The following is an 18,951-nucleotide window of genomic DNA, read 5'->3' as shown; positions in this document are numbered from 1 at the left end:
GTACTTGTCCTCCTCGAACGGGTTGAGCCCCAGGAGCCTGCAGTAGTTCTCCCTCCGGCCGTCCGTCAGCTCGCCTCCTCGCGCAGCCCGTCGCTGTCGGCCGCCATCTGCGTCGCGATGGTGCTGAACCTGCGCCTCAGGTCCCCGAGGGACGCCAGCTTCTCGGCGTCGGAGAGCGACGCTATCTGCTTCAGGAACGAGAGGTCGGACTCCCCGAACCCGATGGCCAGCACCCTGATGCCGTTGCTCCTGCATTCCTCCGCCTCCTCGACGGCGCGGTCCCTGTGCCCCCATCTCCCGTCGGTGAGGATGATCACGGTCCTGCTGCCCTCGGTGCCGAACAGCATGTCCTCTGCCACCGGCAGGGGGCTGGCATCGGTCCCCCTGCCCAGTTTCCCGATCTTCATGTCGGCGAGCGCGGAGGAGATGGGCGCGGTGTTGGAGGACATCTCGATGTAGGTGCGGACCCTGTCGGCGAAGCCCACCAGCCCGACCCTGGTCCTCGGCCCGGTCACCTTGTTCACGAAGTCCCTGACGGCCTCCTTGACCTCCTGCAGGTTCCCTTCCATGCTGCGGGACAGGTCGATGCAGATGACGATCCCGGAATCGATCGGGACGTCGACGGTGCGGTTCCCGGGGGCCTCGCCCATCCATCCGATCTCGTCGGCGGCGGGAGCGGGCCTGGGGGTGACGACCAGCTTTTTATCGTTCTGCATGGCCGAGACCTGCACGGTACCCTCCTTGCTGTAGGAGTATTCGAGGTCTATCACGGCCGAATCGCCGTAGTTCTCGAAGCCGCGGATCTCGTAGCGCGCGGTCACGGCGCAGTCCAGGGGTATGTCGCTCTCCCCCTGCAGGGTGTACACCTCGATGACGTCGGTGCGGTTCTTGGGCTCTATCCTGAGCGAGCGCCGGCCGGTGCACGGTATGTTGGAGTAGATGGGAATCACCACGTCGTTCACGTAGCGGTTCCCCTCGGGGTCGGCGGCGAGCACGCCGAGGCTGTGCGAGGTGACCTCGGAGAAGTTGGGGACCGAGCTCCTCGGCCTCTCGGAGTACATGTCGGCGAGCACGGCGGCCCCTTTGGCGACCGCGGTCTCCGCGTCCCGGCGGACGACGACCTTCCATGGGCCCATGGAGGCGACGTAGTCCCTGACCATCGGCATGCGCGAGGACCCGCCCACGAGGATGGCGTCGTCTATGTCGGAGGGTTTGAGCCCGAGGTCCTTCAGCAGCTCGTTCACGATGTCGCCGGTCTCCTCCAGCAGCCAGCGGGACTCGGTCTCGAACTCGCTCCTGGTTATGGTGTACCCGGAGCCGTTCTCCCCTCCGCTCTTGCCGAAGCACTCGATGCGGGCGCTGATGCTCTCCTCGTCGGTGAGCATCTTCTTGTAGTCCTCGCAGAGCACGCTGAGCTTCTCCAGCTCCGCCCCGTCGCTGCGCGGGTCCATGTCGAACTGCTGCTGGAACCTGTTGCAGACCATGTTGATGAGGATGTCGTCCCAGTCCTTCCCGCCGAGGGTGTGCATGCCTTTGGTGCCGAGCACGCTGATGTCATCGCCGTCGCATCGACGACGGAGGCGTCGAAGGTCCCGCCCCCCAGGTCGTAGACCAGCAGGCGCTTCTTGCCCGCATGGTTGTACCCGTAATGGACGGCGGCCGCCGTGGGCTCGTTGACGATCTTCATCACGCTGATCCCGGCGGCGCCCGCCGCGCGGATGGTGGCCCTCCTCTGGATATCGTTGAAGTACGCCGGCACGGTGACGACGGCGCCGGCCACATGGCGCCCGAGGCTCTTCTCGGCGTCCTCGACCAGGCGCCTGAGCAGTATGGCTGAGAGGTCCTCGGCGGTGTACTGCTTCCCCATGTACTCGAAGATCGGGTCCGTCTCCCCCATATGGCGCTTGAAGAACGCGGCCACGGCGCCCCTGCCCTCGGACTGCATCTCCTTGGCGCTGTCGCCGATCGCTGTCTCCCCGCCGTCGAAGCATATCACGCTGGGGGTCATCTCCTTCCCCAGCCCGTTCGGGACGATATCGGCCTTCGAGGTGATGGCGTCGAACACCGCCACCGCGCAGTAAGTTGTGCCGAGATCGATCCCGATGCGCACATCGCCTTTGCCGGCGCTGCCGGAACCCTCTCCCATTGTGCATCCCGAACGGTGATACGGCGGTCCTCTAATTAAATGATTGGAGGCGCGGGGGCTCCCCGCCCCTCCAGGGAGGTCAGGCGGAGGCCGCGGCGCCCCTGCCGCGGGCCTTCTTCCCGAACCCGAGGGCGCGGACGGAGTTGCAGACCGCCAGGATGAGCACGCCCACATCCCCGAAGATGGCCACCCACATCGTGACCAGGTCGGTGGTCGGGGTGAGTATCAGGATGGCGAACTTCACCGCCAGGGCCATGGCGATGTTCTCCGCCACGATCCTCTGGGTCTTCCTCGATATCCTGATCGCCTCGGCGACTTTGGAAGGCCTGTCGTCCATGATGACGGCGTCCGCCGCCTCCACGGCGGAATCCGATCCGATCCCGCCCATGGCGATGCCGGTGTCCGCCCTCGCGAGCGAGGGGGAGTCGTTTATCCCGTCGCCCACGAAGCAGGTCCTGCCGCGGGTCCCGGCCATGACCTCCTCCAGGCGGCGTGTCTTGTCCTGGGGGAGCAGCTCGGCGCTGTACCCGTCCATGCCCAGCTCCACGGCGACATGCTCGGCCGTCCGCTCGCGGTCCCCGGTGAACATGAAGGATTCGATGCCCATCGCGTGCAGCTCGGCCACCGCGGACGCCGCATCCTCCTTGAGAGAGTCAGATATCTCGATGCGCCCGGCGTACTTCCCGTCGATGGCTATGCAGACGTCTGCCCCTCCGGAATCCTGCTCGTCCGGCACGGCGATGCCCTCGCGGCCATCAGCCCCCTGCTCCCGACGTAGACCGCCCTGCCGTCGACCAGCGCGCTCACGCCCAGCCCGGGCAGGTTCTTGGAGTCGGAGATCCTGGAGGGATCGATGCCGCCCCCGGCGTACGAGACTATCGACCTCCCGATGGGGTGGCTGGAGTAGGACTCGGCGCAGGCGGCGGCGTCCGCGATCTCCTCGGCCGAGAACCCTTCCGTCGGCTTGACGGCGGTCACCCCGAAGACGCCCTCGGTGAGCGTCCCGGTCTTGTCGAACACCGCCCTGTCCGTCTTGGCGAGCATCTCGATGTAGGAGCTGCCCTTGATGAGGATGTTCTCCCTCGAGGCCCGGCCGATACCGCAGAAGTAGGTGAGCGGGACGGAGACCACGAGAGCGCACGGGCAGGAGACCACCAGGAAGATCAGGGCCTTGATGACCCAGCCGGACGGGTCGTCGGTGAGGAGGGCCCCGCCGGCGGCGATGGCGAGGGCGCAGCCGACCACGGCAGGGGTGTACCAGCGGGCGAAGCGGGTGATGAACTTCTCCGAGGACGACTTCCTGGCGGACGACTCCTCGATCAGGTTCAGGACCTTGGCCGCCGCCGAGTCCTCGTACCTGCGGACGGTGCGGACGCTGACTGCGGACTCTGTCACGATGTACCCGGAAAGCAGCTCGTCGCCCGGCCCGATGCGTCTGGGTACCGACTCGCCGGTCATGGCCTTGGTGTCCGCGTAGCTCTCCCCTTTGATGACTATGCAGTCTATCGGCACCATTTCTCCGGGGGCGATGATGAGCTCGCTCCCCGGGGCCACCTCCTCCGGGTCCTTCCTTACGGCCTTCCCGTCCTCGACGACCGTCGCGAACGGGGCCTTCAGCGCCATCAGGGCCTTGACGTTGGACCTGCTGCGGCTCACCGCGCGGTCCTCGAAATACTCCCCGATCTGATAGAACGCCATCACAGCGACGGATTCCGTCCAGTAATCCGAATCCGGGTCCAGGCAGCTGACGGCCAGGGCCCCGACGGTAGCGACCGTCATCAGGAACTTCTCGTCCAGGAAGCCTGCTTTCAGGAGGTTTCTGATGCCCCCGATGATGACATCGTACCCGATGACGGCGAGGCCGGCCCCGAATACGATGGCCAGCACAGCGCTGTCGTGGGTCAGGGAGTAATCGTCGATGTACTCGAGCCAGATGCCGAAGGCTATGAACACGGCCGCGGCGGCTATGCGGAGGGGCATCATGCCCTTCCCGCTCTCTTCCTCCTCTTCCTCGGCCGGGCGCTTCCCCGGAACGGTCTCCTTCATGGAGAACTCGTCCTCGGCCCCGCGGGCGGTCTCCTCCACCTTTCCGATGATCTTCGGATAATCCTTCTCGAACTCCGGCTTCAGGCGGAGGCGCATCCTCTTCCCGACGAAGTCGATCCTAACGGACTCGACCTCGTCCATGGCGGCGATGGCGTTCTCCACCTTCATGGCGCAGTTGGGGCAATCCACATCGATCACGAACGTGTGCTGGACGGACCCGGTGTTCTCATGCTCGTCCACTGCGGCATGCTCATGATGGGCGCCGCATGAGCATGCACAACTGTCCTCATGCTCATGTCCATGCTCATGTCCATGCCCATCATGCTTTGCGGGCGCGCCTTTCGGGGGAAGCGCAGGGCATTCAGGGTCCGCGCCGTCGTCCTCGATCTCCTTCATGGAGAAGCCGTCGGCGGCATCGACCGCGGTTTCCGCGACCTTCTCCAGAACATCCCCGCCGATGCCGTCGAACTCGCTCCTCAGGGTGACATACATCCTTCTGCGTGCGCCGTCGGTCCTGGCATCCTCGACCTCGTCGAGCTCGTTTACCGCGGCCTCGGCCCTGTCCGCGCATTCGGGGCTGCAGGCGCCGATATCGAAAACATGGCGTCTGGCTCTTTCGTCCGCGACCCTTTCGGTGACATCGCTGAGCTTGAAATCGGGCTCGGCAGCGGAGGCGGCCTCGCTCACAGCGGCGAGGACCTCAGGATATCTGCCCCTGAGGGAATCGTCCACTTCTATGCGCATCGTCTGGGTCTCGAAATCCACCGAAGCATGCGATATCCCGGAGACCTCGGAAACGGCCTTCTCTACCTTCTCGGCGCAGTGAGGGCAGTCCACCTCGATCTCGAAGATGCGCTCCATCGCTTCTCCTCCTTGATGTGGGCGAGGGCTGTGCTGAGCAGCATCTCGATATGCTCGTCGCAGAGGGAGTAATAGACCTGCTTCCCGCTCCTCCTCGAGGCCACGAGGTCAGCATCCTTCAGCGTCTTCAGCTGGTGGGAGGCCGCGGACATCGAGATGTTCAGGGATTTGGAGATCCCCCTGACGCACATCTCGCTCTCGTGGAGGGCCCACATGATCCTCACGCGGGTGCTGTCCGCGAACACTTTGAAAAGATCGGCAATATCGAAGATCGTATCGTCGTCCAGCATCCCCCGGCGGATCTTCCCGACGAACTCGTCGGTCTCGCAGTCGCAGATTTCGTCGCCCATCGTATCACTTGAATGATTGTTCAATTGTTCAAGTGAACAACCGAAGTGCGATATATAGTTTGGCGGAGGAAAAAGCGAGCCGGTGACCTCATCCGCAGAAAATGCGGATGAGGGAGGCCCGGGATCCCGGTGAGGCCGGCCGGGTCACTCGGACGAAGGCGTCCGGTCCCTGGCGTGCTCCAGGGCCTCGATGTCCTTCTTCCTGGAGAATCCGAGGGCGCGGAAGGAGTTGCAGACAGCGATGATCAGCACCCCGACATCTCCGAAGATGGCCACCCACATGTTGACCAGGTCCGTGGTCGGGGTGAGCGTCAGGATGGTGAACTTGATGAGCAGGGAGACCGCGATGTTCTCCAGTACGATCCTCTGGGTATGCCTCGATATCCTTACCGCGGCCGGGACCTTGGAGGGCCTGTCATCCATGATGACGGCGTCTGCCGCCTCCACGGCGGAATCCGATCCGATCCCGCCCATGGCGATGCCGGCATCGACGCGGGCGAGCGAGGGCGAGTCATTGATGCCGTCGCCGACAAAGCATACAGTGCCGTCCGTGTCCTTCATGAGGTCCTCGAGCGCGTAGGTCTTGTCCTGCGGGAGCATGTCCGCCCTGTACCCTTCGAGACCCAGTTCCGATGCGAGCCCGGAAGCGGCCTTCTCGGAGTCCCCGGTGAACATGTACGACGAGATCCCCATCGAGCGCAGTTCCGAGACCGCCTGCGCCGAATCGGCCTTGATGCGGTCGGAGATGACGATGAGCCCGGCGTAAACGCCGCCGGCCGCCACGAAGACGTTCGTCTTGGATTCGTCCGCGGAAGGAACGGCGATGCCCTCCTGCCTCATCATGGCCGCGTTCCCGGCGGAGATCTTCCTGCCGTCTACAACTGCGGACACTCCCATGCCGGGGACAGCGGATCCCTCGGTCGCTTCCGGCAGGCCCTCGGCGCCGCCTGCATAGGAAACGATGGACTTGGCGATCGGGTGGTCAGAGAGGCTCTCGGCCGACGCTGCGAGGGAGATGAGCTCCTCGGCGGTGAAACCCTCGGCCGGCCTGACGCTGACGACCTCGAACACGCCCTCGGTGAGCGTCCCGGTCTTGTCGAACACGACCTTCTCCGTCTTGGCGATGGACTCGATGTACGAGCTCCCCTTGAGGAGGATGCCCTCTCTCGAGGCACGGCCTATCCCGCAGTAGTAGGTGAGGGGTATGGAGACGACGAGCGCGCAGGGGCATGAGACCACGAGGCAGAGCACGGCCCTATAGACCCAGTCGTCCCAGTTGCCGGGGTCGGCGGCCGATTCGATGACGGCCACCAGCGCTGCCAGGGCGACGACGGCAGGCGTGTACCACTTGGCGAAGCGGGTGATGAACTTCTCGGGCCTCGATTTCCTGGCAGAAGATTCCCCGATGAGCTTCAGGACCCTAGCGGAAGCTGAGTCGCTATATGCGCAGGAGGTCCTGATCCTGAGCGCGCCGTCGATGCTTATGCATCCCGACAGGACGCTGTCTCCCGGGCCGGCGTGCCTGGGGACCGACTCGCCGGTCATGGCCTTGGAATCTATGTATCCTGAACCGTCGACGATGGTGCCGTCGATGGGAATCATCTCCCCCGGCTTCACGAGGACGGTCTCCCCGATCCCGACGTCCTCGGGGGCGGCCTTGATCACTTCGTCCCCGCGGATGACATTGGCGTAGGGGGCCTTCAGTGCCAGGAGCGCTTTGACGCTGGTGCGGCTGCGCCCCACGGCGGCCCCTTCGAAGACCTCCCCTATCTGATAGAAGGTCATGACGGCCACCGATTCGGTCCAGTAGCCGATGCACAGGGCCGCTAAGGCCGCGATCGACATCAGCATCTTCTCGTCCAGGGACAGGTGCCCGCAGACATTGCGGACGCCCTCGGCGATGACGTCCCAGCCGACGATGAGGAGGCCGATGAGGAATATCACGCGTAGCGCGGTCCCGCTGAGGCCGAAATCATCGATATATTCAGTGTAAAGGCCCAGCGCCACGAAGCACAGTCCGATGGCGATCCTGACTCCCAGGTGCCCGCTGATGCTCTCCTCGAGCTCTTCCTCCTCGGCATAGCATGAGGAGCAGTACTCTTCCTCTTCGCCCAATGAACTCACAACCTATATCCGAAGGCCGTGTTGTTACGAACACAACCTATTCGTGTTACGTATTAAGTCATCCCATAAATAACCATTTAATCAATCCATCATGGAACATCTGTCCAACTCCAGCATGTGTGATGCGTTCGGAGCGCCTCGAAAAATACCGTTTTATATGCCGGAGCCGCTGATGCGGCCATGGACGCGGAGGAAGCCGGGAAACTGTGCATGCAGGCGGCCTGCATGGCATCCGGGACGGGCTGTCCCAAGGATCCGGAGGGCGCCGCGGCGATCTTCCGCGTTGTCGCGGATTCGGGCCGTGCCGAGGGGTACTTCGGGCTCGCCGAGCTCACGGCCTCCGGGAACGGGGTCCCCCGCGACGAGGATGCGGCAGTGGACCTCTACGAGAAGGCGATGTCCCTCGGGAGCGTGCCGGCCGCCTACCGCCTGGCACATTATTATTGGGAGGGACCGAGGGAGGACCTTCCCCGCTGCTTCGAGTGCCTGAGGCAATGCTGCGATGCGGGGTTCGCCCCCGCCTACGACGGCATGGGCGACGCCCACTATTACGGACGGGGGACTCCTGCGGACCCGGCGGAGGCCGCCGTATGGTACAGGAAAGGCGCGGACTCCGGGAACGCCGTCTGCCTGTTCAAGCTCGGATGCATGCATGAATCGGGAATCGGTGTCGATAAGGATCCGGCCGCGGCGGAGAAGTGCTTCCTGCGCGCCGCCAGGGCCGGCCTCCCTGAGGCGCAGTTCAGGATGGCCGCCCTCGAATACGACAAAGGGACCCCGGAAGGGAAGAAGGCCGCCGCGGGATGGTACAGGGCGTGCTCGGGGGAATACTCGGTCGCCGAGTTCAACCTGGCCTGCATGATGCTGTCCGGCGAGGGGACCGATAAGGACCCGGCCGGAGCTTACAGGATCTTCCTCGGCCTTGCGGGAAGGGAGATGCCGATGCGATGTTCCAGGCGGGCAGAATGCTCATCGACGGGGTCGGCGTGGAGCAGAACGCCGAAGAGGGTTTCCGCTGGATGGGGAAGGCCGCCCGCGCGGGGAGCCCGGAGGCCAAGCAGCTCGTCGAAGGGCTGAGGAGGGCCCAGAACGCCCAGCTGATCCATATCGACGGGGATAAAACAGATAAAGGGAGAAGGTGACGGCCGCCCTCATCTCCTCTCCGGAGGCTTCCCTCCGTAGATTCCGTCCTTTCTGACGGTGGCATGCTCGTTCCCGGAGCGGGGCCTCTCCTTCGGGGCGTTGTTCTTGGGCGTGCGGAGCTGGCGCCAGGTCCCTACGGCCGCCAGGATGACGACGGCGAGGACGACCGCGAGCATCTCAGCGGTTGCACTGTTCATGCAGGCGGATTCCGACGACCCGCGATAAAAGAATTGCGGCGGTGCCGCCGCATAAGTTGTTTGCAGGGCCGTTCCCGGCCCCGCGCGGTTTCAGCGTTCCTTCCTGACCGAGGCGTGTGGTCTGTCCTTCAGGGACGTCTTGTCCCCTCCGCAGCAGTCCTTCCTCCCGAACATGGTCCTGTAGCTGTACACCAGGGCTATGACGATGAGGAGGATGACGATCACGCTCACGATCATCGTTCCGTTGCTCATTGCTTTCTGTCCTCCAGTCTGCAGTTGATGGGGTTCCTGCACTTCGCGCAGTCGCCGCAGCATCCGTGCTTCAGGTCCTTCTTCGCCATTAGATAGGTGCGGACCGACAGCCACGCCACCAGGGCGATGACGAAGACCAGGACCACTGCGGTGCCTGTGGTCATGCGGCATCGCCTTCCTTGCGCTCCAGGCTCTTGGCCCTCCTCTTGATGGCCCCGACCGGGTCCTTGGCGAACAGGAAGTAGCCGATCGCGATGATGACCAGGATGGCCACTATTATGCCCGCATGCACCTCGCCTCCGAACAGTTCCAGGAACTGGTAGGTGACGATGGACAGCCCCCAGGCGAGTATGCACTGGTAGGCGACCGCGTAGCCGGTGTCCTTCCAGGTTCCGAGCTCCCTGTGCATAGCACCGATGGCCGCGAAGCAGGGCGCGCAGATGCAGTTGAACACGAGGAACGCCATCGCGGTGTTCGACGAGCAGTAGGCCGCCAGGGCGTCCGCGGTGATGAATCCCTCTGCATCCCCGGGGTCCCCGAGCAGGACGGCGAGGGTTCCGAGCAGGTTCTCCTTGGCCAGCAGGCCGGTGATCGAAGCGACGGTGATCTCCCAGTGGTCGCCGAACCCGCTCCATGCGAAGATCGGGTTGAGCGCGTGGCCGATGTCGGACAGCGCGGACCCCTCGGTGGTGTTGCTGCCGAGGTAGCTGAGGCCCCAGTCGTAGGAGCTGAGAGCCCAGATGAGCACGGCGGACAGCAGTATGAGGGTCCCGGCCTTCCTGACGAACGCCCAGGACTTCTGGGCGGTGTCGAGGAGAACGTTGCGGCAGGTGGGGATGTGGTACACGGGGAGCTCCATCACGAAGGGGGACGGCTTCCCGGTGAGCCCGCTGAACTTCTTCAGGATGACGCCGGACATGAGGATCACGATGATGCCGAGCAGGTACATCGCGAGGGCGACGATGGCCGAATCGTGGAAGAAGGCGGCGGCGACGCAGGTGATGATGGGCAGCTTGGCGCTGCAGGGCATGAACGTGGTGGTCATGGCCGAGATGCGCCTGTTCTGCTCGTCCTCGATGGTCCTTGTGCCCATGATCCCGGGGACGCCGCATCCGACGCCGATGACCATGGGGATGACGTTCTTCCCGGAAAGCCCGAAGTGGTAGAACACGCGGTCGAGCATGTACGCGACGCGCGCCATGTAGCCGCACTCCTCGAGTATGGCCAGGCACAGGAACAGAACTATGATCTGCGGCAGGAAGCCGATGACGGCCATCACTCCCGAGATGATACCGTCGACGACCAGGCCGCTGAGCGCATCGGCGACCTCGTTGTCCTCGCACCATGTCGAGACCGCGTCGGAAAGGTCTGCGGTGAGGGTGTCGTTGATCCAGTCGGTCCCCATCGTGCCGATGGTCTGGATCGACACGAAGTAGACGAGGTACATGACGACGATGAAGATGGGTATCGCGACCCACTTGTTCAGCAGGACATTGTCGATCTTATCCGATTTCTTGGACTCGGTCTCCTTGCCGGTGTCGTAGAAGGTGATGACCTGGGTCTTGATCTTCTCGGCGGCGTCGTACCTGGCGGTGGCGACGGTCTCGAGGCCGTCGGTCCCGGATTTCCGGCAGAGCTCGTCGACGAACGGCTTGCACTGAGCGACGGTCTCCTCGCCGAGGTCGTCCACGATCATCCTGTCGTTCTCGATGACCTTGATGGCGGTCCATCTCTCGAACCCTTCCTTGACGACGGGCTTCAGGACCTCCGATATCTTCTCTACCGCGCTCTCGATGTCGGTGCCGTAGGCGATCTTCTTGGGCACCTTGTTCTCCTCGTGGGCGCGCTTGATGGCGGCCCCGATGGCGGTGATGCCCTCGCCCTTGACTCCGACGGTCTCGAGGACCTCGATGCCGAGGATCTCCTCGAGCTTGTCCTTGTTAATGCGCATCCCGTTCTTCTCGGCGACATCGACCATGTTGAGGACGATGACCATCGGCATGCCGAGGTCGACGACCTGCATCATCAGGTAGATGGCGCGCTCGATGTTCGAGGCGTCTATGATGTTGATCGCGACGTCCGGCTTGGCCTCGTTGTTGCCGAGCAGGTAATCCCTGGAGACGATCTCCTCGGGAGAATACGGCGAAAGGGAGTAGATCCCCGGGAGGTCCACGACGAGGATGCTCTCCTCGTTGAAGTTCCTCACGAACCCCTGCTTCCTGTCGACCGTGACGCCGGGCCAGTTCCCGACGTGCTGAACGCTCCCCGTCAGCTTGTTGAAGACCGTGGTCTTCCCGCTGTTCGGGTTCCCTATCAATGCCGCCGTGATCATCGGGCGGCCCCCTCCGAATTGTTATCCGAGCCGTTCTGGCACTTCTCGAGCTCGACGATATGGGCTTCTCCCTGCCTCAGGGTGAGGCGGTATCCCCTCAGCTCGATCTCCACGGGGTCTCCGAGAGGCGCCCTCCTGATGAGGGTGACCTTGGCCCCGCGCGTGAGCCCCAGGTCGAGGACGCGCTTGCGCACCTGTCCTTCCCCGTTCACGCATACAACCGTCGCGGTCTCGCCGCGTTTCATATCCGATAGCATCAAAGCGACCACCGGGACCTGCCCGACGGTTCAACGCTCCCCCTCGGGGAGCATGGACCTGGGCCTTTTATTCCCTGGAAGCCGTTGCTTAGGCGGCCTCCTCTGAGTCCTGACATAAGATTCATTGATATGGTTCAGCGTGTGGAGATATTTAGATATTCCTAATCTGAAAAAACCGATTTAGACTAACTTAATTTTGTTCCGCGCAGAATGTGCCTGGCTCATCGAACGGACATGGCAGCGGCCCGCGTGAAAGTCAGGGGAGAACAGCCCTCCCGGGAATGATGCGGCCCTCAGATCCCGGGAAGATCCAGCAGGGAAGAGATGACGTGCGTCGGGGAGCAGCTCCCGGGCACCGATGTGCCGTCCCTGTCGAGCAGGACAGTGTCGATCCCGGCGTTCCCGCCGGCCATGATGTCCTTCGGGTCGGAGCTCACGAGGACGGTGTCCCCCTCGCTCCCACCAAGCTCGCGCATGCAGAGATTGACCGAGTACGGGTGGGGGCGCTCGACCGCCATCCTGTCGATCCCGACGACCGAGGGGATCATCCGGTCCAGGCCGAACTCGGCGAGTATCTGGTGCACGTGCTGCTCGTAGGAGTCAGTGACGATGCCCATCCTGCACCCTTTCGCGTACAGCTTCCTGATGCACGGGGGAGACGTCCGGGTACACGGAAGAGGTCTGCATGACGTTGCGGTCGTACACGGTGATGAGCTGGGTCATGAAGTCCCTGAACACGCAGGCGCATCCGGTGCGGTACTTGGAGAAGAGGTCGTAGATGGGGGTGGAGAAGTACTCCTCCTCTTTGGAAGGCTCATAGGGGATCCCGAAGCTGCGGAACGCCTGCGAGTATGCCAGACGGTATCCGCGCGTCAGGTCCGCCAGCGTCCTCCCGAATCCGAATATATAGTTTTTGTACATCAAAAGCGCGCGCCCCGATCGCCCCAAGGCCCGGATTTTCTTACCTCAATGCCTACTGCGTTTAAATCGTTTTTCGGCTGCCTGAACCGCCGCAGGACGTCTTAACGGAGAGTTTTATAAACGTACATCAAAATCGAAATATCACCATGAAAACCGACATCGAGATCGCCGAAGGAGCGAAAGTTCAGAATATCGCGGACATTGCGGCGAAGATCGGACTCGGACCGGAGGACCTGGAGCAGTACGGCAAGTACATCGCCAAGGTGCCCCTGGACGTTCTGGCCAGGAAAGAGAAATCGAAGAAGGGCAAGCTCATCCTCGTCACGGCGGTAACGCCGACCAAGGCGGGCGAGGGGAAGACCGTCACCACCATCAGCCTCATCCAGGGGCTGGCCAAGATCGGGAAGAAGGTCGTCGGCGCGCTCAGGGAGCCGTCCATGGGCCCGACCTTCGGGATCAAGGGAGGGGCCACCGGCGGAGGCAACGCCCAGGTCTACCCCATGTGGAAGATCGACCTCGAGTTCACCGGCGACATCCACGCGGTCGCGGCCGCCCACAACCTGCTCTCCGCTGTGCTGGAGAACAACCTGGTCAGGGACAACCCCCTGAACATCGATCCCTCGAGGATCGTGTGGAAGAAGACCGTCGACATGAACATGAGGGAGCTCAGGCACATCGTCGTCGGCCTCGGCGACTCGAAGATCAACGGCGGAGTGACCCACGAGAGCGGGTTCCTCATCACATCCGCCTCCGAGATCTCCGCGATCCTGGCGCTCGCGACGGACTATGCCGACCTCAGGAAGAGGCTGGAGAGGATCGTCGTCGCCTACACCTACGACGGCAAGCCGGTCACCGCCGGGCAGCTCGGATGCGTCGGTTCCATGATGGTCCTCCTCAGGGAGGCGCTCATGCCCAACCTCGTGCAGACCCTCGAGGGCCAGCCTGTGTTCATCCACGGGTTCCCCTTCGCGAACATCGCCCACGGGAACAACTCCGTCATAGCCACCAAGCCGCGGTCTCTCTCGGGGACTACGCTGTCACCGAGGGAGGTTTCGCGGCCGACCTCGGCGGGGAGAAGTTCATGGACATCGTCTGCAGGCAGTCGGGGATCAGGCCCAACTGCGTCGTCGTGGTGGCCTCGATCCGCGCCCTCATGATGCACGGCGGAGCGGACCTGAAGGACCCGGCCTCCATGACCACCGCGGCCCTCAAAAAGGGGTTCGCCAACCTCGACAAGCACGTCGCCAACATGAAGTCCTACGGCGTCCCGGTGGTCGTCTCGATCAACCACTTCTACACCGATAAGGAAGAGGACATCGAGACCGTCAAGAGGCACTGCCGCGGCATCGGGGCGTACTGCGCCGTGAACGACGGCTTCCTCAGGGGCGGGGAGGGCGCCGAGGAGCTCGCCAAGAAGGTCGTCGAGGTCATCGCCGACCCGGACAACAGGCCCAGGTTCAAGTTCTGCTACGCCGACAGGACCTCCGTCAAGGAGAAGATCGAGGCCGTCGCCAAGAAGATCTACGGGGCCAAGGATGTAGAGTACAGCCCTGCCGCCGAGAAGTCCATCCAGGCCATAATCGACCAGGGATACGGGGAGCTCCCGGTGTGCATCGCGAAGACCCAGTACTCCCTGTCCGACAAGGCCGAGCTGCTCGGGGCCCCCACCGGATGGACCCTGAACGTGAGGGAGGTCAACCTCTCCGCAGGAGCAGGGTTCATCGTCCCCGTCTGCGGATCGATCATGCTCATGCCGGGCCTGTCGAAGGACCCTGCGGCGCTCCACATCGACCTGACGGACGAAGGGAAGATCGTAGGGCTCCACTGAACCGAGCGGGGCGGGCGGGGGCCTTTGCCCCTGTCTCTGCCTTCTTTTCTTCAAAACCTCACAGAAAAACTCGGGCCTGCCCTTTCCCTCGGCGGGCCCCGTCGGCCATATCGTACCAGCGTTTCGCTTCGTCATGGTCGGTATCGACGCCGTCGCCGGTCTCGTACATGTCCCCGAGGAGGACCTGCGCCCCCTTGTGGCCGTTGACCGCGGCCGAGGCCAGCCACCTCACGCATTCCCTGAGGCTTTTATCCGTCCCTGCTCCGTTCTTGTAGAGCTGCCCGAGGACGAACATGGCCTCCACATCCCCGCCCCTGGCGGAGGACATCATCAGCGAGAACGTATGTGCCAGATCGCGTTTGACGCCGTTCCCGTCGAGGTACATCAGCCCCAGTTCGTACTGGGCCCTGGGGTCGCCGTTCTCCGACGGGATCCTGAGGAGGTCGGCCGCCTTAGCCGGGTCCGGCTCGGTACCGTAGCCGCGGAGGTAGATCTTCGCCAGGAAGTACATGGCGTTGGGGTTGCCGCCCTCGGAAGATTCGGTGAGCCAGTAGCGCGCTTTCTTGAAATCCCGGGGGACCCCCTGCCCGCGGGCGTACATCAGTCCGACATACAGCTCGCACGCCGCATCTCCTTTCCCGGCGCGGACGACAGGATGTCCACTGCTGACGCGTAATTGCGTTCGTCGCAGGTGCGGACGACCGTCTTCGCCCATTCGCAGGCATCCATGCTGACCCCCTCTGCGGCCATCTTGCCCATACCCAGAGCCAAAACCTCTTAAAAAGTTGTTGCATGGGTCAGCCTAAATGTTCGTGCGCACGCACATTTTATAGGTGCGTCGCTATGGGATGAGCATAATGAGTGAAGAGGTTCCATCCAATTCCGAAGGCCAGGCGGCGGCCGTCCGCGCCGCCATGGATGCCGTTTCCGGCAGGGACATGCAGAAAGCATGCGCCCTCGCCGAGGCAGGGGAGTCCGATCCTGAGTGCGCCTATCTCCTGGGCCTGTTCAAATACACCGGGAAGGGGACCGCGGAGGACAGGAGGTCCGCCGCGGAGCTGTTCTCCGAAGCTGCCGCGAAGGGTTACGGCCCTGCCGCCATCGTGTCGTCCGAGATATCCGCAAACCCGGAGGAGGCCGAGTCCCAGATCATGGACCTGAGGCTCCGCGCCGAGTGCAGGGACACCGTCGCCTGCAGGAAGATCTTCGGGCTGTACGACACGGGGAAGAACCCCGACGGGACGAAGGCCATTGTGAAGAAGGACCATGCGGAGGCCGTGAGGCTCTACATGCCCTGCGCCGATGCGGGGGATACCGAGGCCCAGAACATCATTGGCTACATGTACCTCATGGGGAAGGGGGTCCAGAAGGACAGGGACCTGGCGCTGAAGCTCCTGAAGGAGGCGGCGGACCACGGGTGCGCCCAGGCGGCGCACAGGATCGCCGTCATGTACGACACGGGGCAGAACTTCTCGGACCCCGATCTCGACAAGGCCGTCGAGTGGTACACGAAGGCGGCGGACATGGGCTACGCCGATTCGCAGTACGCCCTCGCGGGCATACTGTTCATGGAGGACAGCCCCTACTACGACGCGCAGAGGGCCGAGAAGCTGCTGGTCAAGGCGGCTGACCAGGGGCAGCACGATGCCGAGCATCAGCTGGGCCTCCGCCTCGCCTACGGCGGGAAGGGGGTCAGGCGCGACCCCGCGAAAGCTGAAGCCTACCTCGAGAAGGCCTGCGAGGGTGGTGTCCTGCAGGCCATGACCGACTATGCGAACATGCTCTTCGAAGGGCAGGCGGTGCCCCAGGACCTCGCCAAGTCCGCGAAATGGTTCACCAAGGCCGCCGAGCAGTACGACGGCATCGCCCAGTACGCCCTCGGATGCTTCTACGGCAACGGCATCTACTTCAAGAAGGACGATGCGGAGGCCGCCAAGTGGTTCAGGGAGGCCGCCGAGGGCGGGGAGCCCAACTCGCAGTACGCCCTCGGCTGCTTCTACTACGAGGGCCGCGGGGTGGAGAAGAACGCCAAGAAGGCGGCGGAATGGTTCTCCGAGGCTGCGGGCCAGGGGCATCCCGGCGCCATGTCGTTCCTGGCGATGTTCAAGATCACCGGGAAAGAGGTGGAGCAGGACATCCAGGGAGGCCTCGACATGCTGTCCGAGGCCGCCAAGTCCGGCTACTACGAGGCGCAGTTCTACCTTGGCAAGCTGTACATGGAGGGGGAGTACGTGGAGCAGGACCTGCCCTACGCGAAGAGGATGCTCTCCCTGGCCGCCCGCCAGGGGGACCCCGATGCGGAGAAGCTGCTGGAGAAGCTCAAGAGCATGATGAAGAAGCGCTGAGGCCCGCCGGGCCCGGCCGGAGTTTGGAAGAAGGAGGCAGAAGGTCACGGATCCGAGGTTCCTGAGGGGGGCGAGAGGCGGCAACATATACGCCATGCTCGGTGTGGCCTATATGTACCAGACCGGCAAGGGCTCGGACCCCGACCCCGTCAAGGCCGCGGATTGGTACGAGCGCTCGGCCTCCGCCGGGTGCCCCCGCGCGAATGGGAGCTCGCCAAGATGTACCGCAACGGCGAGCTTCCCGACGATGCCCAACGCACGCAGTACGTCAAATGGCTGCGGGCGGCTGCCGAATCCGGCATACCGGAGGCGATGAGGGACCTGTCGTCCGCGTACTTCTACGGCAGGCTCGTCCCCAGGAACGACCGTTTGGCGGTGCAGTGGATCAAGAAGGCGGCGGAGACCGGCGACCCGCTCTCCGAGTTCCGCTACGCAGCATCCCTGGAGTCCGGACTCGGCTGCCGGCGCGACCTCGACGCAGCGAACGCATATTACCGCAAGTTCGAGACGGAGGCCGACGCGACCTGTTCTTCAAGGTCGGCAAGGATCTCGAGTTCGGCCTCGAGGGCTGCCCTCCCAGGCCCGACAGGGCCTGCGAGTACTACCGCCTGGGGGCCAGGATGGGCCACGACCGCTGCTACGTTAGCCTCAAGCGCTGCAAGGCGGCCATGGCCGGCGGCCACAAGGACAGCTTCATGGAGCGCAGGAGGATCCTCTCCATGACCCCCTCGGCCGCCGAGGAGGACAGGAGGAAGAGGAGCCTGAAGGAGGCCGACCAGTTCATGGAGGTCGCGAGACCGATCTCGCCATCTCGAAGTACCAGGAGTCCGCGGACCTGGGGAACGCCGAGGCCATGTTTATGCTGGCGATGCTCTACCATGAGGGGACGGCGGTCCGCAGGGACGACGCCCTCGCTTTCGATTACCTCATGAGGGCGTCGCTCAGCGGGTCCCCGGACGCTCAGCTGTTCCTGGGCAGGAGCTACGAGTCCGGGAAGGGCCGCGAGGCCGACCGCAACGAGGCCATCAAATGCTTCGCGGCCGCGGCCGCCGGGGGGCAACCTGCTGGGATATTACTACCTCAGCCCCTATATGGACCACCCGGAGAGGTACGTGCACATGACCCAGAGGGTGGTGCGCTAATGGGACTGAGGGAGGTCATGGACAGGGCGTCCTCGGGGGACCCGAGGGCCCAGTGCGCCATGGGCTATTATTACTACAAGGGCGACGGGGTCAACCGCGACCTCGACCGCGCCTTCCAATGGTTCGACATGGCCGCGGGGCTGGGGGATCCCGAGGGCGAATGCAACGCGGCCTACATGCTGGTGCACGCCGAGGGCACCAACGCCAATCTCGACGAGGCGGTGCGCATGTACACCCATTCCGCTGAGAGCGGATGGGTCCAATCGATGTTCAACCTTGCCCACATGTACTCCGACGGGCTCGGCGTGGAGCAGGACTGGGGGAAGGCGATCCTCTGGTATACGAAAGCGTACGAGGGCGGGAGCGTCCCGGCGGCGTACCGGCTCGGAGTGATCTACGAGGAAGGGAGAGGGACGGAGCAGAACCTCCCCAAGGCGCTGGAACTGTACGAGAAATGCGCTGGCAAGGATTATGATCCGGCCCTGGTCAGGCTGGGGATCATGGCCTACGAAGGGCGGGGGATGCCGAAGAACCCGGACAGGGCGGCCAAGCTGTTCTTCCGGGCCTCCAAGGACAACGACGACAAGGCCCTCCTGTGGCTCGGCAAGCTGTCCCTCTCGGGAGAGGGGATGGTGAAGAGCCAGAACAACGCCAGGAAATGGCTGAAGAAGGCCTCCATGCGCGGGAACGCCGAGGCCAAGGAAATTCTCGAGAAGATCTGATCCGCGCTCCAGGATGCGCCGGGCATAGATATTTTCTTGATGTGCCAGGCGACGGTTCGCAGTGGGTTTTGATGAGGTTTGGGCACCGCTGCGTTATGTCTGCCGTTTTCTGTGTTATTATTCAACGGATAGGCCGCTGATGCTGCTGTTCCGAGGGCATAGCAGCCTCTGAATTCGATGGAGATCCCGGTCCGCAGCAGGTGCCGGAGCATCGGTTCTGTTTTTCCTATGTGCTAAAAAATTCATTCTTGCTTGTTTTTGCTTAAACATATATATGTCGTGAGC

Annotated in this window: 18 protein-coding genes and 4 pseudogenes; 7 read left to right on the top strand and 15 right to left on the bottom strand. The window is 63.4% G+C overall.

Annotation, left to right across the window (positions count from 1 at the left end; genetic code table 11):
• Nucleotides 1-65: 65 nt before the first annotated feature.
• The 6 genes and pseudogenes from AUQ37_RS12810 to AUQ37_RS01700 form a co-directional block, all read right to left on the bottom strand.
• Nucleotides 66-1,547, bottom strand: a complete 1,482-nt coding sequence (locus AUQ37_RS12810; RefSeq protein ID WP_058747157.1) for an Hsp70 family protein — start codon at nucleotides 1,545-1,547, stop codon at nucleotides 66-68.
• Between the two features lie 59 nt (nucleotides 1,548-1,606).
• Nucleotides 1,607-2,146, bottom strand: a pseudogene (locus AUQ37_RS12805) (Hsp70 family protein); the annotation flags it as partial.
• Between the two features lie 79 nt (nucleotides 2,147-2,225).
• Nucleotides 2,226-2,882, bottom strand: a complete 657-nt coding sequence (locus tag AUQ37_RS13385) for an HAD-IC family P-type ATPase (protein ID WP_058747155.1) — start codon at nucleotides 2,880-2,882, stop codon at nucleotides 2,226-2,228.
• On the bottom strand, nucleotides 2,840-5,053 hold the full coding sequence (locus AUQ37_RS09350; protein ID WP_058747154.1) for a heavy metal translocating P-type ATPase: 2,214 nt from the start codon (nucleotides 5,051-5,053) through the stop codon (nucleotides 2,840-2,842). Before AUQ37_RS09350 ends, AUQ37_RS13385 begins: the two co-directional genes overlap by 43 nt.
• Nucleotides 4,999-5,403, bottom strand: coding sequence for a helix-turn-helix transcriptional regulator (locus AUQ37_RS01705; RefSeq protein WP_058747153.1), 405 nt, complete (start codon nucleotides 5,401-5,403; stop codon nucleotides 4,999-5,001). Before AUQ37_RS01705 ends, AUQ37_RS09350 begins: the two co-directional genes overlap by 55 nt.
• Before the next feature lie 144 nt (nucleotides 5,404-5,547).
• Nucleotides 5,548-7,527, bottom strand: a complete 1,980-nt coding sequence (locus tag AUQ37_RS01700) for a heavy metal translocating P-type ATPase (protein WP_157844248.1) — start codon at nucleotides 7,525-7,527, stop codon at nucleotides 5,548-5,550.
• A gap of 180 nt (nucleotides 7,528-7,707) precedes the next feature.
• On the opposite strand from AUQ37_RS01700, the pseudogene AUQ37_RS13380 reads away from it, so the two are divergent.
• Nucleotides 7,708-8,205 (top strand): annotated as a pseudogene (locus tag AUQ37_RS13380) (tetratricopeptide repeat protein); the annotation flags it as partial.
• A gap of 269 nt (nucleotides 8,206-8,474) precedes the next feature.
• The gene (locus AUQ37_RS13375) at nucleotides 8,475-8,669 is read left to right on the top strand and encodes a hypothetical protein (protein WP_394325616.1); all 195 of its coding nucleotides are present in this window, start codon (nucleotides 8,475-8,477) and stop codon (nucleotides 8,667-8,669) included.
• A gap of 9 nt (nucleotides 8,670-8,678) precedes the next feature.
• On the opposite strand, the gene AUQ37_RS01690 is transcribed toward AUQ37_RS13375, so the two are convergent.
• From AUQ37_RS01690 to AUQ37_RS01670, 7 genes are all read right to left on the bottom strand, one after another.
• A complete protein-coding gene (locus tag AUQ37_RS01690) occupies nucleotides 8,679-8,867 on the bottom strand; it encodes a hypothetical protein (RefSeq protein WP_058747150.1) in 189 nt (62 codons plus the stop codon).
• Between the two features lie 90 nt (nucleotides 8,868-8,957).
• Nucleotides 8,958-9,119 (bottom strand): hypothetical protein, encoded by a 162-nt coding sequence (locus tag AUQ37_RS09850; RefSeq protein WP_157844247.1) that lies wholly within the window; start codon nucleotides 9,117-9,119, stop codon nucleotides 8,958-8,960.
• Nucleotides 9,116-9,283, bottom strand: a complete 168-nt coding sequence (locus AUQ37_RS09845; protein WP_157844246.1) for a FeoB-associated Cys-rich membrane protein — start codon at nucleotides 9,281-9,283, stop codon at nucleotides 9,116-9,118. Before AUQ37_RS09845 ends, AUQ37_RS09850 begins: the two co-directional genes overlap by 4 nt.
• A complete protein-coding gene (feoB, locus tag AUQ37_RS01685; protein ID WP_058747149.1) occupies nucleotides 9,280-11,451 on the bottom strand; it encodes a ferrous iron transport protein B in 2,172 nt (723 codons plus the stop codon). Before feoB ends, AUQ37_RS09845 begins: the two co-directional genes overlap by 4 nt.
• Complete coding sequence (locus AUQ37_RS01680) at nucleotides 11,448-11,696, bottom strand: ferrous iron transport protein A (protein WP_235584795.1); 249 nt, start codon at nucleotides 11,694-11,696, stop codon at nucleotides 11,448-11,450. Before AUQ37_RS01680 ends, feoB begins: the two co-directional genes overlap by 4 nt.
• Before the next feature lie 305 nt (nucleotides 11,697-12,001).
• Nucleotides 12,002-12,325: an HAD family hydrolase gene (locus AUQ37_RS01675; RefSeq protein WP_058747147.1), complete on the bottom strand. Its 324-nt coding sequence runs from the start codon at nucleotides 12,323-12,325 to the stop codon at nucleotides 12,002-12,004.
• Nucleotides 12,309-12,629: a hypothetical protein gene (locus tag AUQ37_RS01670; protein ID WP_058747146.1), complete on the bottom strand. Its 321-nt coding sequence runs from the start codon at nucleotides 12,627-12,629 to the stop codon at nucleotides 12,309-12,311. Before AUQ37_RS01670 ends, AUQ37_RS01675 begins: the two co-directional genes overlap by 17 nt.
• Nucleotides 12,630-12,775: 146 nt before the next feature.
• Between AUQ37_RS01670 and AUQ37_RS13370 the strand changes: the two are divergent.
• A pseudogene (locus AUQ37_RS13370) lies at nucleotides 12,776-14,457 on the top strand (formate--tetrahydrofolate ligase).
• Nucleotides 14,458-14,515: 58 nt separating this feature from the next.
• Here the strand turns inward: AUQ37_RS13370 and AUQ37_RS01660 are convergent.
• Nucleotides 14,516-15,058 carry a tetratricopeptide repeat protein gene (locus AUQ37_RS01660; protein ID WP_201013637.1) on the bottom strand — a complete coding sequence of 181 codons (543 nt, stop codon included), beginning with the start codon at nucleotides 15,056-15,058 and terminating at the stop codon, nucleotides 14,516-14,518.
• Complete coding sequence (locus AUQ37_RS10560) at nucleotides 15,058-15,207, bottom strand: hypothetical protein (protein ID WP_201013636.1); 150 nt, start codon at nucleotides 15,205-15,207, stop codon at nucleotides 15,058-15,060. The genes AUQ37_RS01660 and AUQ37_RS10560 overlap by 1 nt, the downstream gene beginning before the upstream one ends.
• 107 nt (nucleotides 15,208-15,314) lie before the next feature.
• Between AUQ37_RS10560 and AUQ37_RS01655 the strand changes: the two genes are divergently transcribed.
• The 4 genes and pseudogenes from AUQ37_RS01655 to AUQ37_RS01645 all read left to right on the top strand — a co-directional run bounded on the left by AUQ37_RS01655 (nucleotide 15,315) and on the right by AUQ37_RS01645 (nucleotide 18,666).
• A complete protein-coding gene (locus AUQ37_RS01655; protein ID WP_058747145.1) occupies nucleotides 15,315-16,802 on the top strand; it encodes a tetratricopeptide repeat protein in 1,488 nt (495 codons plus the stop codon).
• Nucleotides 16,803-16,896: 94 nt separating this feature from the next.
• Nucleotides 16,897-16,944, top strand: a pseudogene (locus tag AUQ37_RS13365) (hypothetical protein); the annotation flags it as partial.
• Between the two features lie 20 nt (nucleotides 16,945-16,964).
• Nucleotides 16,965-17,525: a tetratricopeptide repeat protein gene (locus AUQ37_RS09335; RefSeq protein ID WP_235584793.1), complete on the top strand. Its 561-nt coding sequence runs from the start codon at nucleotides 16,965-16,967 to the stop codon at nucleotides 17,523-17,525.
• 130 nt (nucleotides 17,526-17,655) lie between these two features.
• Nucleotides 17,656-18,666 (top strand): tetratricopeptide repeat protein, encoded by a 1,011-nt coding sequence (locus AUQ37_RS01645; RefSeq protein WP_082662339.1) that lies wholly within the window; start codon nucleotides 17,656-17,658, stop codon nucleotides 18,664-18,666.
• The last annotated feature ends 285 nt before the right edge of the window (nucleotides 18,667-18,951 follow it).

The organism is Candidatus Methanomethylophilus sp. 1R26 (genome assembly GCF_001481295.1).
Classification (GTDB): Archaea; Thermoplasmatota; Thermoplasmata; order Methanomassiliicoccales; family Methanomethylophilaceae; genus Methanomethylophilus.
Note: the sequence above shows the minus strand (reverse complement) of the source record. Positions and strands in the feature narration are given on the sequence as shown.